The following is a 13,141-nucleotide window of genomic DNA, read 5'->3' on the forward strand; positions in this document are numbered from 1 at the left end:
CAGTCAGTAATAAAAACCTGAAGGCAACTTACTTGAAATACGTTACCTTCAGGTTTTTTAGTTTTAAAATAATTTTAAAATCCCAGTCGCGCTTAGAAAGACAAAGATAATCGCGATAGGAGCAATGTATTTGATGATAAAAAGCCAGACAATGAAGGTTTTTTTGCCAAAATGACTACTTGCCGTAAATTCATCTTGTAAAAGCTGTCTAGGCAGTCGGTAACCGACGAAAATGGAAATGAATAAGGCGCCGACTGGAAGGATGATATTGGAAACGAGATAGTCTGCGAATTCAAAGAAGGTAAGGCCGAAGAGGTGAATATCATTCCACACGCCGAAACTAAGCGCCGACGGAACGGCCATAATCATGATAAGCACTCCCATCCACGTACTTGCTTTTTTTCGAGAAACGCCGCTGGACATAATCGGTGCTACCGTTGCTTCGAGCATGGAAAAGCTTGACGTAAGGGCTGCAAAAAGGAACAGAATAAGGAAAATGACAAAGAAGAATGTTCCAAATGGCAGTTGGTTGAAAATCGATGGCAGGATGACGAATAATAAGCCGGGGCCTGCGTCAGGCGTGATTCCGAATGCAAAGGCTGCTGGAAAGATAGCGAGCCCTGCAAGAAGCGAAACACAGACATTCAAAAGAGCGATAGAAATGGCAGATTGCGGCAAGCTGACAGATTTATCTAAGTAAGAACTGTAGGTGACCATAACCGAGATACCAACGCTTAGTGAGAAGAAGGCTTGCCCGAGCGTGATTAAAATCGTGTTGGCTGTCATATGTGTGAAGTCAGGTTTCAAGAAAAATTGTACGCCGCTCATCGCACCGTCAAGCGTTAATGAGCGAATAATCAAGACAAGAAATAATAGAAAAAGTGCCGGCATCATAAATTTGCTCATTTTCTCGATTCCAGATACGACTCCGCGGTTAATAACGAAAACATTTAGTAGGATAAAAATGAAGGTAGCGATAAGTGAAAGGTACGGGTTGGCTGTTGTGCGACTAAATTCCTGTAGTAATTCAGTTTGCGTGGCACCCGCTAAGCTCATTGATAAGGCTTTAAAGAGGTAAGTAATAATCCAGCCACCTACAACGCTGTAGAAAGAAAACAGAATACTTGCGCCAACAACGCCTAGTTTTCCAAGTAAGTTCCATTTTGATTTTGGAGCGAGTGTTTTATAAGCTAAAATGGCGTCACCGCCTGAACTGCGACCGATAATAAATTCGGCCATTAAGATAGGCATAACAACAAGGAGCGTGATGGCGAGGAAAAGTAGAAAAAATGCTCCTCCGCCTGCTGTTGCCGCTACATATGGCAATTTCCAAATGGCACCAATCCCGATAGCTGATCCAGCCGATGCCAATATAAAGCCTATTTTAGAACCCCATTTTTCTTTTTGATGCATAAAATTCCCCTTTCAAAGTGATGTAAGGTTAATCATATCAAAAAAGTCTTTTATTTAAAGCAAGTTTTTAGAAAAAGTTCAAAAAAAGTTAAATTCTCGTTTGAACAGATGAATGAAAAACAAACAAATGCTATAATAGATTAGTCTAGCGATTAAAATTGGAATTTTAGTAAGGGAGTCTATGCGTGTGCGTCATTTATTTAAGATTGATCCAGCCAAACCATTGTCTGATGAAGCGGTTCAAATGCTCTTACAAAGTGAGACAGATGGTTTTATTATTGGCGGGACAGATGGAATTACTTTAGAAAATGTCACAGAAACGTACGAACGTTTTATGGAAACCGACTTGCCACTTTATTTGGAAATAAGTACGCCAGATATGATTTTACCTCTGGCTGACCAATTTTTAATTCCGATGGTTTTAAATACGCTTGATACAACTTGGTCGCATGGTTTACACGTTGACTTATTGCGTGAATATGCACCGCACGTCCCATTTAGGCGTATTTCGCCAGTTGGTTACGTCATTTTAAATCCAGAGGCAAAAGCGGCGATTAAAACCGGAGCGCTGACCAATTTGGAAGCAGAAACTGTTGCGGCGTACGCTGAATTAGCAGAACATTTTTTCCACCTACCGATTTTTTATGTGGAATATAGTGGCATGTTTGGTGACGTGACAATTTTGCGGGCAGTCAAAGCTGTGCTTAAGGAAACGAAATTATGGTATGGTGGGGGCATTCGCTCGCTTACAGATGCAAAAGAAATGGCGGAAGTGGCTGATGTCATCATCGTGGGTAATTTAATTTATGAAGATTTAGAAGAAGCGCTTGTTACGGCGCAAGTTTCAGCTCGTGCTAGCAGGTGCGAGGAAGATATGATAAAATAAGAACAAATGTTTGTGTGGTGGTGGATAAAAAATGCAATTAAACAGTGAAGAACTTGTAAAAGGACTTAATAAGGAGCAAAAAAGGGCGGTAGAAACAACGGAAGGACCGCTTTTAATTATGGCAGGAGCTGGTAGTGGGAAGACGCGTGTTTTAACGCACCGAATTGCGTATTTAATCAAAGAGCGCGAAGTGAATCCGTATAACATTTTGGCGATTACGTTTACAAACAAAGCGGCGCGCGAAATGAAAGCGCGAGTTGTCGGGCTTCTTGGTGGTGTAGCGGAATCAATTTGGATTTCTACATTTCACTCCATGTGTGTCCGCATTTTAAGGCGCGACATCGAGCGAATTGGCTACGAGCGCAATTTTACAATTTTAGATAGTAGCGATCAGCTTTCCGTTATTAAAGGTATTTTAAAAGACAAAAATATTGATTCAAAAAAATATGAGCCACGCGGGATACTCGCTTCCATTAGCAACGCGAAAAATGAATTGATGGACGCGGCGGAGTATAAGCGCGAGGCGAGTGGCTACTATGATAATATGGTTGCAGAAGTTTACGAAGCGTATGAGAAGAAATTGAAAAAGAATCAGGCGCTCGATTTCGACGATTTAATCATGGTGACGATTCGCTTATTTGAGCGCGTACCAGATGTTTTAGAGTACTATCAGCGAAAATTTCAATACATTCACGTAGATGAATATCAAGATACGAACCACGCGCAGTATTTGCTCGTGAAACTTCTCGCGGCAAGACTTCAGAATTTGTGCGTCGTCGGGGACTCGGATCAGTCGATTTATGGCTGGCGCGGTGCTGATATTTCCAACATTTTGTCGTTTGAAAAGGATTATCCAAAGGCGCAAATGATTTTGCTTGAAGAGAACTACCGGTCGACAAAACGGATTTTAGAAGCGGCAAACCGTGTGATTGAAAATAACCGTAACCGCAAAGCGAAAAATTTGTGGACGAGCAATGACGAAGGCGCCAAAATTTTCTATCATAAAGCGCTCACTGAAAAAGAAGAGGCTTCCTATGTAGTAAGTAAAATTCAAGAAGAAGTGGCAAACAAAAATCGACCATTATCTGATTTTGCAATTCTGTACCGAACAAACGCCCAGTCGCGTGTCATGGAGGAATTCTTCATGAAATCGAACATGGCCTACACGATGGTCGGCGGCACAAAATTCTATGACCGTAAAGAAATTAAAGACATTTTAGCTTATTTGCGCCTCATTTCAAACAATGAAGATGACATTAGTTTGTCGCGCATCATTAACGTGCCGAAGCGCGGGGTGGGGGCTGGATCGCTCGACAAAATAGCAAGTACAGCGAACGCGTATGACTTAACTTTATTTGAAGTGTTAAATCGCATCGAACTCGCCGGCATTCCCGCGAAAACGAGTAAACAGTTGGTCGAATTCCACGATTTAATTCGCGGCTTTAGTCAAATGCAAGAATTTCTCTCTGTAACCGAGCTTGTAGAGCAAGTTTTGGATAAAACGGGATATCGTGACATGCTGAAAAATGAAAGAACGATTGAAGCGCAGACGAGGCTCGAAAATATTGACGAGCTCCTTTCTGTTACGCAAAACTTCGAAAAAGAAAGTGAAGATAAGTCGCTTATCGCGTTTCTAACGGACTTGGCTCTTGTTGCCGATGTGGATCAATTAGAAGACGACTTAGAGCAAACTGGCGCGGTCACATTGATGACGCTTCACTCAGCAAAAGGGCTCGAGTTTCCAGTTGTCTTTTTAGTCGGCCTTGAAGAAGGCATTTTCCCACATTCGCGCGCTCTTTTTGAAGAAGATGAAATGGAAGAAGAACGTCGTTTAGCTTACGTAGGGATTACGCGGGCAGAAGAAGAATTGTTCTTAACGAGCGCCTATTCGCGCATGATTTTTGGGCGTTCAGCAGCCAACGTTGAATCCCGATTTATCGGCGAAATCCCACAAGATTTGCTTGAAACAGGCAACGAAAATAAATTAAAAGAAGTGCCGTTCAAACGTTCCACAATCAACACGAAACAAGTGGCGAATTACCAAACGAGCGGTGCTGAAAAAGTTGGTTGGTCTGTTGGCGACAAAGCGACCCATAAAAAATGGGGAACTGGAACTGTTGTGAGCGTAAAAGGGGAAGGTAGCAATATGGAACTCGATATCGCTTTCCCAAGTCCAACTGGAATTAAACGATTACTGGCCGAATTCGCGCCAATTGAAAAAGTGTAAAGGTAGGTAGAGAGCATGAGTGAAAGAACTAGATACGACGAAATTATCGCTGAACTTAATCAGTATAGTTACGAGTATTATGCCCTAGACAAGCCAACCGTAGAAGATGCTGTCTATGATAAATTGCTCCACGAACTAATCGCTTTAGAAGAAAAGCACCCTAATTGGATAACAAGTGACTCACCGTCACAACGAATCGGCGGTGAAGTTTTAGAAGGCTTCGATAAAGTGGCACATAAAACGCCAATGTTAAGCTTGGCCAATGCATTTAACGAACAGGATCTGCTCGATTTTGACCGCCGTGTACGCGAAAAAGTCGGCGACGACCGCGAATATATGTGCGAACTTAAAATTGATGGCCTTGCCGTTTCACTCGAATACGAAGCTGGTCGCTATAAGCGCGGCGCGACTCGTGGCGACGGCACAACCGGTGAAGACATTACCGCAAATCTGCGGACAATTCGGTCCATCCCCATGAAACTAAAACGCGACTTTTCAATTGAAGTCCGCGGCGAAGCTTTCATGCCTAAAAAATCATTTAAAAACTTAAATGAAACACGCGAACAAGAAGGCCTCATGCTGTTCGCAAATCCGCGTAATGCGGCGGCTGGTTCGCTTAGACAGCTCGATACAAAAATTGCGGCATCGCGGAATTTGGATATTTTCCTTTATGCGGTGGCTGATTTTGGTGAAATGGGCGTCAAAAAACATAGCGATGGCTTGGACATGCTCGGCGAACTCGGTCTTAGAACGAACAAAGAACGCGCTGTTTGCGGCACAATGGATGAAGTGTTTGCTTATATTAAAAAGTGGACAGAAAAACGAACATCACTCGATTACGATATTGATGGGATTGTCATTAAAGTCAATGATTTGGCGCAACAAAATGAGCTTGGCGCTCGTGTTAAAACACCACGCTGGGCAATTGCTTACAAATTCCCGGCTGAAGAAGTCGAAACGACATTACTTGATATTGAACTTCGCGTTGGTCGAACAGGCGTTGTCACACCAACTGCTATTTTAGAACCCGTTCAAGTAGCGGGTACAACAGTTGGCCGTGCGTCCCTTCATAACGAAGATTTAATCCATGAAAAAGATATTCGTGTTGGCGATACCGTTGTCATCAAAAAAGCAGGCGATATTATTCCCGAAGTGATTCGTAGCATCCCGGAAAAACGAACTGGTGCAGAAGAGCCGTTTCACATGCCAAAAGTTTGCCCAGACTGCGGAAGCGAACTTGTTCGCCTCGAAGAAGAGGTCGCTCTGCGCTGTATCAATCCAAAATGCCCAGCGCAAATTAAAGAAGGGCTCATTCATTTTGTATCGCGCAATGCAATGAATATTGATGGACTTGGCGAAAAAGTGATTATTCAGCTCTTTTCACACAACCTCATTGCCGATGTTGCAGATTTGTTTTCCCTTTCAAAAGAAAAACTGTTAGAATTAGAAAGAATGGGAGAAAAATCTGTTTCCAATTTGCTTTCGAGCATTGAAGCAAGCAAGCAAAATTCGCTTGAACGATTGCTATTTGGTCTTGGCATTCGTCACGTAGGTGAAAAGGCGGCGCGCACGCTCGCACTCCGCTTTGACACGATGGACGCCCTCAGAAAAGCAGATAAGGAAACCCTTCAAAATACGGCCGACATTGGCGAAAAAATGGCGGATAGCATCGTCACTTATTTCGAAAATGAAGAAGTCCACGAACTGCTCGCTGAACTCGAAGCGGCTGGCGTGAACATGACCTACACAGGTCCACGCATCGAAGAGCAAGATGAGGAAGACTTAGTTTTTTCCGGGAAAAAGGTAGTTTTAACTGGGAAATTGGAACAGCTTACGCGAAACGAAGCGAAAGCCCTAATTGAGAAACTTGGCGGCGATGTTTCCGGTAGCGTCAGCAAAAAGACGGATGTTGTTGTTGCGGGCAGCGATGCAGGTTCTAAGCTTGAAAAGGCAAATGAACTCGGCATATCTGTCTGGTCGGAAGAAGAGCTTATGGAATACTTACCAGATGAGGGTGAATTATAAATAATGAAAAAATATTTAATACTCGTTTTGGCTTCGCTACTTGTACTCACAGGTTGTGCCCCAAAACTGTCATCAGATGAGAAAGTGGTCACAAAAGACGAAGAAAAGAAAAGCGAAACCGGAATTATGACGAAAAATCAAATTTCTGAGAATTACTATAAGACGGTTCTGCCCTATAAAGCGAGTAAATCAAGAGGACTCGTTGTATCGAATATTTATTCGCGTTATGACATTAACGAATTAGAGTCTGGTTTAATGCGTGTTTCGCAAAATGAATATTCACCGGACGATTACCTTTTCCAAGAAGGACAATATTTGGATAAAGAATTGTTAACGTCTTGGCTTAGTCGTAAAAGCGATAAAAATAAAGACGGTTTGAATCCAGTAGATAACGGTTTCGGTGCTAACCGTAATCCTATTTATTTAGCGCATATTTTAGAACAAAACTATTTGAAGAAAACGGATAAAGACACGGTCGCACTCGGTGGTGTATCCATTGCGCTCGCGATGAATTCCGTTGATTATTACCAAAAGGAACAATACGGTGACACATTTGAGCAAGAGATTAGCGATGATAAATTGTTATCAGAAGGAAAAGCAATGGCTCAAACGATTTTAACGCGAATTCGCCAAACGAAAGGGCTAGAAAATGTCCCCGTCACGATTGCCATTTATAAACAAGGCCGACGTGATGCCGTTGCCCCGGGGAATTATATCGCTTATGCAACAACAAACGGCAATGACATTGGCAACTTTAAAACAATCAAAGAAAAAAATTATGTTTTGCCAAGTGCAGAGGCACAATCTGACCACAAGGCAGACAATGATTCATTCTTAAACTTCCAGGCCGATATTGAAAAATACTATCCGAACTTCACTGGGGTTGTGGGACGCGCACGTTATGAAGATGGCCAAATGGCAGACTTAAACGTCGATATCCCCCTTCAATTTTACGGGGAAGCGGAAATTATCGGTTTCACGCAATATGTTACCGATTTAATTGGCAAGCATTTACCAAAAGAAGCGAATATCCAAGTTAGCATTTCAACTTCTGATGGTCCTGCTGCATTAATTACGCGCAAACCAAGCGACAGCGCAGCGAACGCGCACATTTATAATTAATTAAAAAAGTTCCTAGCATTCGCTAGGAACTTTTCACGTTTTCCGGTATTTTTTATATCCGAATAGTCGCTTCTATGATATAATTTTACCATTAGTGGAAAAAACGAAAAGGAGGATGGCGTCTTGACGAACATATCAAAAGAGACCGTTTTAAAAGTGGCCAATTTAGCTAAGCTTGATGTTTCTGGCGCAGAGGCAGATGTTTTTGCAGGCCAACTAGGCAATATTATTGAAATGGTGGAAAAACTGGACCAGCTAAATACAGCCAATGTTGAGCCAACTTCTCATGCAATTGAGGTTTCAAATGTTTTACGGGAAGATGTTTCTCACCCGGGATTAAAACGTGAAAAAGTACTCCGTAACGCGCCTGACACACAGGACGGCATGTTTAAAGTACCAACGATTTTAGAGGATTAAGGAGGGAATTCATTTTGGGATTATTCGAACACTCAGTAAAAAACTTGCATGACATGCTCGTCAAAAAAGAAATTTCCCCTTTTGATTTGGTGAAAGAATCTTTTGACCGCATTGAGGCAGTAGAAGATAAAGTACAATCATTTATAACATTAAACAAAGAAACAGCGCTCGACGTCGCAGAAGAATTAGGCGATTCTGGCATTGATCCAGCAAACATGCTCGCTGGCTTGCCAATCGGACTTAAAGATAATATTGTTACGAAAAACTTACGAACAACAGCGGCAAGTAAGATTTTATACAACTTTGACCCAATTTATGATGCGACTGTCGTCTGGAAACTAAAACAAGCCCAAGTTATCAACATCGGAAAATTAAATATGGACGAGTTTGCGATGGGTTCATCGACCGAAACGTCTCATTTCCACAAAACATACAACCCGTGGGACTTATCGAAAGTACCTGGTGGGTCATCAGGCGGGAGTGCTGCTGCTGTAGCCGCGTCTGAAGTACTCTTCTCACTCGGTTCAGATACAGGTGGTTCCATCCGCCAGCCTGCCGCTTTTTGTGGCGTAGTCGGAATGAAACCTACATATGGCCGCATCTCTCGGTTTGGGCTCATTGCTTTTGCCTCGTCGCTTGATCAAATCGGTCCTATTACTCGGACGGTTGAGGATAATGCTTACTTGCTGCAAGCAATTTCTGGCGTAGATGAAAATGACTCAACGTCGATTGACGCGCCTGTTGAAAACTTCTCAGAATACTTAACGGGTGATGTAAAAGGTCTTAAAATTGGTGTTCCAAAAGAGTACCTAGGCGATGGTGTACAGCCTGGTGTGAAAACCGCTGTTATGGAAGCTTTAAAAACACTTGAAAAACTTGGCGCAACTTGGGAAGAAGTTTCCTTGCCGCATTCTGAATACGGGGTAGCGAGTTACTATATTTTAGCCTCGAGTGAAGCGTCTTCGAACTTAGCGCGTTTTGATGGTGTGCGTTACGGTTATCGTACGGAAAATGCGAATTCGCTTGAAGAGCTTTACAAAAAAACGCGTTCAGAAGGCTTTGGCGACGAAGTAAAACGCCGGATTATGCTCGGAACTTATTCACTAAGCTCGGGTTATTACGATGCGTATTACAAAAAAGCGCAGCAAGCGAGAACGCTTATTAAGCAAGATTTTGAAAAAGTTTTTGCGGACTACGATGTCATTATTGGACCAAGTACGCCGACGACTGCTTTTGATATTGATGGCATGATTCATGATCCAATTACGATGTATCAAAATGACTTATTAACGATTCCAATTAACTTGGCAGGACTTCCGGCGATTTCGGTTCCGTGTGGTCTAAGCGACGGTCTACCTGTAGGCTTACAAATTATTGGCAATCATTTTAAAGAAGGTCAAATTTATCAAGTTGCGCATGCGTTTGAGCAAGCAACAGATTTTCATAAAGTAAAACCATCATTATAAAAAGGCGGTGCAGTCATGAATTTTGAAACTATTATCGGGCTTGAAGTCCATGTTGAATTAAAAACAGAATCCAAAATTTTCTCTTCTGCTCCGGCGCATTTTGGTGCAGAACCGAATACAAATACTACGGTGGTCGATTTAGGGATGCCAGGCGTTTTACCTGTTTTAAATAAACGGGCAGTTGAGTTTGGTATGAAAGCTGCGATGGCAATCAATTGTGACATCGCGAAACATACGAAGTTTGACCGCAAAAACTACTTTTATCCAGATAATCCGAAAGCGTACCAAATTTCGCAATTCGATAAGCCAATCGGGGAACATGGGCACATCGAAATTGAAGTAGACGGACGCAAAAAGAAAATCGGCATTACGCGTCTTCACTTAGAAGAAGATGCTGGGAAAAATACGCATACGAATAAAGGTTACTCGCTTGTTGATATTAATCGTCAAGGGACGCCGCTTATTGAAATCGTATCAGAGCCAGATATTCGTTCTGCTGACGAGGCATACGCGTATCTTGAAAAATTAAAATCAATCATTCAATACACGGGTGTATCCGATGTGAAGATGGAAGAAGGCTCAATGCGGTGTGATGCGAATATTTCCATTCGTCCAGTTGGGCAAGAAGAATTTGGGGTTAAAACAGAGCTTAAAAATTTAAACTCCTTTAATAATGTGCGTAAAGGAATTGAATATGAAGAAAAACGCCAAGCAGAAGTGCTCATGGCAGGCGGCATCATCGAACAAGAAACGCGCCGTTTTGATGAGGCAACAGGTAAAACATCACTTATGCGCGTGAAAGAAGGCTCTGATGATTATCGTTACTTCCCAGAACCAGATTTAGTCGATCTTTATATCGATGACGCATGGATGGAACGAATTCGTGCTGAAATTCCAGAGCTTCCAGACAAACGTCAAGCGCGCTACGTGAGCGAGCTAGGCTTGCCAACCTATGACGCGATGGTGCTCACACTTACAAAGGAAATGTCTGATTTCTTTGAAGCTACTTTACAAGAAGGCGCAGACGCAAAACAGGTCTCCAACTGGCTTATGGGCGAAGTGTCCGCTTACCTGAACGCCGAGCAAAAAGAGTTGCATGAAACAGGGCTGACGCCAGCAAACTTAGCTGGGATGATTCAGTTGATTGAAAAAGGCACGATTTCTTCTAAAATCGCTAAAAAAGTTTTCCGTGAGTTAGCCGAAAATGGTGGGGACGCGGAAGAAGTTGTCAAAGCGAAAGGGCTCGTACAAATTTCCGATGAAGGCGAATTACGCGCCATCATTTCTGGCATTTTAGACGGAAACGCGCAATCGATTGAGGATTACAAAAATGGTAAGGATCGTGCTGTTGGCTTCCTAGTTGGGCAAGTGATGAAAGCAACGAAAGGGCAAGCTAATCCGCCAATGGTAAATAAATTACTTATCGACGAAATGAATAAGCGCTAAGTAAACTGGAAGGAGGGGCAACAAAAAGTCCCTTCTTTTTATTTTAAAAAAAGGCGCATTTTGCTATAATAAAAATGTTAGTGAAAATTTGTAGATAAAACGTAATGAGTTTTATGCGAGAGAGGATGAATTCCATGGCGAAGCGCGCCCGTGTCATCTATAATCCAACTTCAGGACGAGAAATCATAAAAAAGAATTTAGCAGATGTGCTCATGGTTTTAGAAAATGCCGGTTATGTAACGTCAGCCCATGCGACAACACCAGAACCAGGTGATGCCGAACGTGAAGCTAGACGTGCCGTGCAAGAAAAATACGATTTAGTCGTCGCAGCAGGTGGCGATGGAACGATAAATGAAGTCATCAATGGGATTGCTGAACAAGAATACCGTCCAAAGGTTGGCATCATTCCAACTGGGACAACGAATGATTTTGCGAGGGCGCTACACGTGCCGCGCGACGTTATGAAGGCAACGGAAATCATTGCTCGTGGTGATAGTGTGGCGATGGATATTGGGAAGGCGAATGAAACGTACTTCATTAATATTGGCGGTGGCGGTCGGATTACGGAGCTAACCTATGATGTGCCAAGCAAGCTAAAAACGATGCTTGGGCAACTCGCGTATTATTTGAAAGGGATTGAAATGCTCCCTTCTTTAAAAGCGACGGACGTGCGTGTCGAATATGATGATGGTGTCTTTGAAGGAAAAGCGATGTTCTTTTTACTTGGCTTGACGAACTCTATCGGAGGCTTCGAAAAAATTGCACCTGACGCAAAACTAGACGACGGCAAGTTTTCCCTCATCATCTTGAAAAAAGTGAACTTAGCAGAATTTATTCGATTAGTGACGCTCGCCCTTCGCGGCGACCACATTAAGGAACCGAATATCATCTACGTGAAATCGAAAAAAGTCATTGTGACATCCGAAGAAAAAATGCTTATTAATCTTGACGGAGAACTTGGCGGAGAAACACCGATGACATTTGAAAATTTAAACCAACATATCGAATTTTTTGCCGATGTGCATGCCATTCCAGCAACTGATTTAGACAGCAAAAAACAAGCGGATTCTCAAATTTAAAAAGGGTAAATGATAGGAGAAAGAGCGGAAATGAAAAAAATAACGATTCTAGTCCCAGCTTACAATGAGGAGCAGGTTCTAAACATGTTTTACGATCAAGTCTTACTCACTTTAGATACGATTCAAAACTATTCATTCGAAATTTTGTTTGTAAATGACGGAAGTAAAGACAATACACTTGAAATCTTAAAAAAGCTCCGTGAACAGGATAAAAGAGTAAGCTATATTAACTTAAGTCGAAATTTTGGTAAAGAAATTGCGATGATTGCAGGACTCGACTATGCGGACAGCGATGCAGTAATTATTATGGACGCAGATTTGCAAGACCCGCCTGAACTGATCCCAGAAATGATTCAATACTGGGAAGAAGGTTACGACGATGTTTACGCAAAACGAAGATCGCGTGACGGCGAAAGTGCCATGAAGAAGCTGACGTCAAGACAGTTTTATAAACTACTTAAAAAGCTGACGAAAGTACCTATCCAAGAAGATACGGGAGATTTCAGATTGCTTGATCGCCGAGCAGTGAATGCGCTGCGCGAGTTTCGCGAGGCACAACGCTATACAAAAGGAATGTTTAGCTGGATAGGTTTCCACAAAAAAGAAATTTTATTTGACCGTGACAAACGCGGCGCCGGCCAAACAAAATGGAATTATTTCCAACTCATGAATTTAGCGATGGAAGGGATAACATCATTTACCACGGCTCCTTTAAGACTCTCAGCGCTTAGCGGCGTTTTGATTTCAATTATTGCGTTCATTTTCATGATTTGGACCTTTATTAAAACCCTTCTTTTTGGGGAAAGTGTAAGTGGCTACCCATCCCTTATGGTCGTAATATTATTCCTTGGCGGCATTCAATTGCTCTCACTCGGAATTATTGGCGAATATTTAGGGCGAATCTTCAACGAGACGAAACAACGTCCGCTCTATTTTGTTGACCGTCATAACGAAGAAAAAGTAGAGTCCGTAAAATATAAGAAATAGCCCTTTAAATTAGTCGAAAATATGTCTTTTTTGTCATGGTATTGTATTATTTTGGTTTTGCCAGTATAATGGT

The 13,141-nt window shown here is 42.3% G+C and carries 10 protein-coding genes; 9 read left to right on the plus strand and 1 reads right to left on the minus strand.

The genetic code is table 11. The features are described from left to right. Positions 1-63: 63 nt before the first annotated feature. Positions 64-1,413, minus strand: coding sequence for a sodium-dependent transporter (locus CFT42_RS11825; RefSeq protein ID WP_088816209.1), 1,350 nt, complete (start codon positions 1,411-1,413; stop codon positions 64-66). 187 nt (positions 1,414-1,600) lie between these two features. Between CFT42_RS11825 and CFT42_RS11830 the strand changes: the two genes are divergently transcribed. The 9 genes from CFT42_RS11830 to CFT42_RS11870 all read left to right on the plus strand — a co-directional run bounded on the left by CFT42_RS11830 (position 1,601) and on the right by CFT42_RS11870 (position 13,068). Continuing rightward, entirely contained in the window at positions 1,601-2,299 is a 699-nt protein-coding gene (locus CFT42_RS11830) for a geranylgeranylglyceryl/heptaprenylglyceryl phosphate synthase (protein WP_088810930.1), read from the plus strand. Between the two features lie 31 nt (positions 2,300-2,330). Continuing rightward, entirely contained in the window at positions 2,331-4,526 is a 2,196-nt protein-coding gene (gene pcrA, locus CFT42_RS11835; RefSeq protein WP_088816210.1) for a DNA helicase PcrA, read from the plus strand. 15 nt (positions 4,527-4,541) lie between these two features. Continuing rightward, positions 4,542-6,551, plus strand: coding sequence for an NAD-dependent DNA ligase LigA (ligA, locus tag CFT42_RS11840; RefSeq protein ID WP_088816211.1), 2,010 nt, complete (start codon positions 4,542-4,544; stop codon positions 6,549-6,551). 3 nt (positions 6,552-6,554) lie between these two features. Next, positions 6,555-7,673, plus strand: a complete 1,119-nt coding sequence (locus tag CFT42_RS11845; protein WP_088810861.1) for a CamS family sex pheromone protein — start codon at positions 6,555-6,557, stop codon at positions 7,671-7,673. Positions 7,674-7,796: 123 nt separating this feature from the next. After that, positions 7,797-8,090, plus strand: a complete 294-nt coding sequence (gene gatC, locus CFT42_RS11850; protein WP_088810862.1) for an Asp-tRNA(Asn)/Glu-tRNA(Gln) amidotransferase subunit GatC — start codon at positions 7,797-7,799, stop codon at positions 8,088-8,090. A 14-nt stretch (positions 8,091-8,104) separates the two neighbouring features. After that, complete coding sequence (gene gatA / locus CFT42_RS11855; protein ID WP_088810863.1) at positions 8,105-9,556, plus strand: Asp-tRNA(Asn)/Glu-tRNA(Gln) amidotransferase subunit GatA; 1,452 nt, start codon at positions 8,105-8,107, stop codon at positions 9,554-9,556. 15 nt (positions 9,557-9,571) lie between these two features. Beyond that, positions 9,572-11,002, plus strand: coding sequence for an Asp-tRNA(Asn)/Glu-tRNA(Gln) amidotransferase subunit GatB (gene gatB / locus CFT42_RS11860; RefSeq protein ID WP_088810864.1), 1,431 nt, complete (start codon positions 9,572-9,574; stop codon positions 11,000-11,002). Between the two features lie 134 nt (positions 11,003-11,136). After that, positions 11,137-12,081, plus strand: a complete 945-nt coding sequence (locus CFT42_RS11865; RefSeq protein WP_088810865.1) for a diacylglycerol kinase — start codon at positions 11,137-11,139, stop codon at positions 12,079-12,081. Between the two features lie 30 nt (positions 12,082-12,111). Continuing rightward, positions 12,112-13,068 carry a glycosyltransferase family 2 protein gene (locus CFT42_RS11870; protein ID WP_088810866.1) on the plus strand — a complete coding sequence of 319 codons (957 nt, stop codon included), beginning with the start codon at positions 12,112-12,114 and terminating at the stop codon, positions 13,066-13,068. Positions 13,069-13,141 lie beyond the last annotated feature (73 nt).

The organism is Listeria goaensis (genome assembly GCF_900186125.1).
GTDB classification, from domain to species: domain Bacteria; phylum Bacillota; class Bacilli; order Lactobacillales; family Listeriaceae; genus Listeria; species Listeria goaensis.

Bases quoted from the DNA above. Each gene is read 5' to 3' on its own strand.
- CFT42_RS11825 (WP_088816209.1), bottom strand. From the start codon at position 1,413: ATGCATCAAAAAGAAAAATGGGGTTCTAAAATAGGCTTTATATTGGCA.
- pcrA (WP_088816210.1), top strand. From the start codon at position 2,331: ATGCAATTAAACAGTGAAGAACTTGTAAAAGGACTTAATAAGGAGCAA.
- ligA (WP_088816211.1), top strand. From the start codon at position 4,542: ATGAGTGAAAGAACTAGATACGACGAAATTATCGCTGAACTTAATCAG.
- CFT42_RS11845 (WP_088810861.1), top strand. From the start codon at position 6,555: ATGAAAAAATATTTAATACTCGTTTTGGCTTCGCTACTTGTACTCACA.
- gatB (WP_088810864.1), top strand. From the start codon at position 9,572: ATGAATTTTGAAACTATTATCGGGCTTGAAGTCCATGTTGAATTAAAA.
- CFT42_RS11865 (WP_088810865.1), top strand. From the start codon at position 11,137: ATGGCGAAGCGCGCCCGTGTCATCTATAATCCAACTTCAGGACGAGAA.
- CFT42_RS11870 (WP_088810866.1), top strand. From the start codon at position 12,112: ATGAAAAAAATAACGATTCTAGTCCCAGCTTACAATGAGGAGCAGGTT.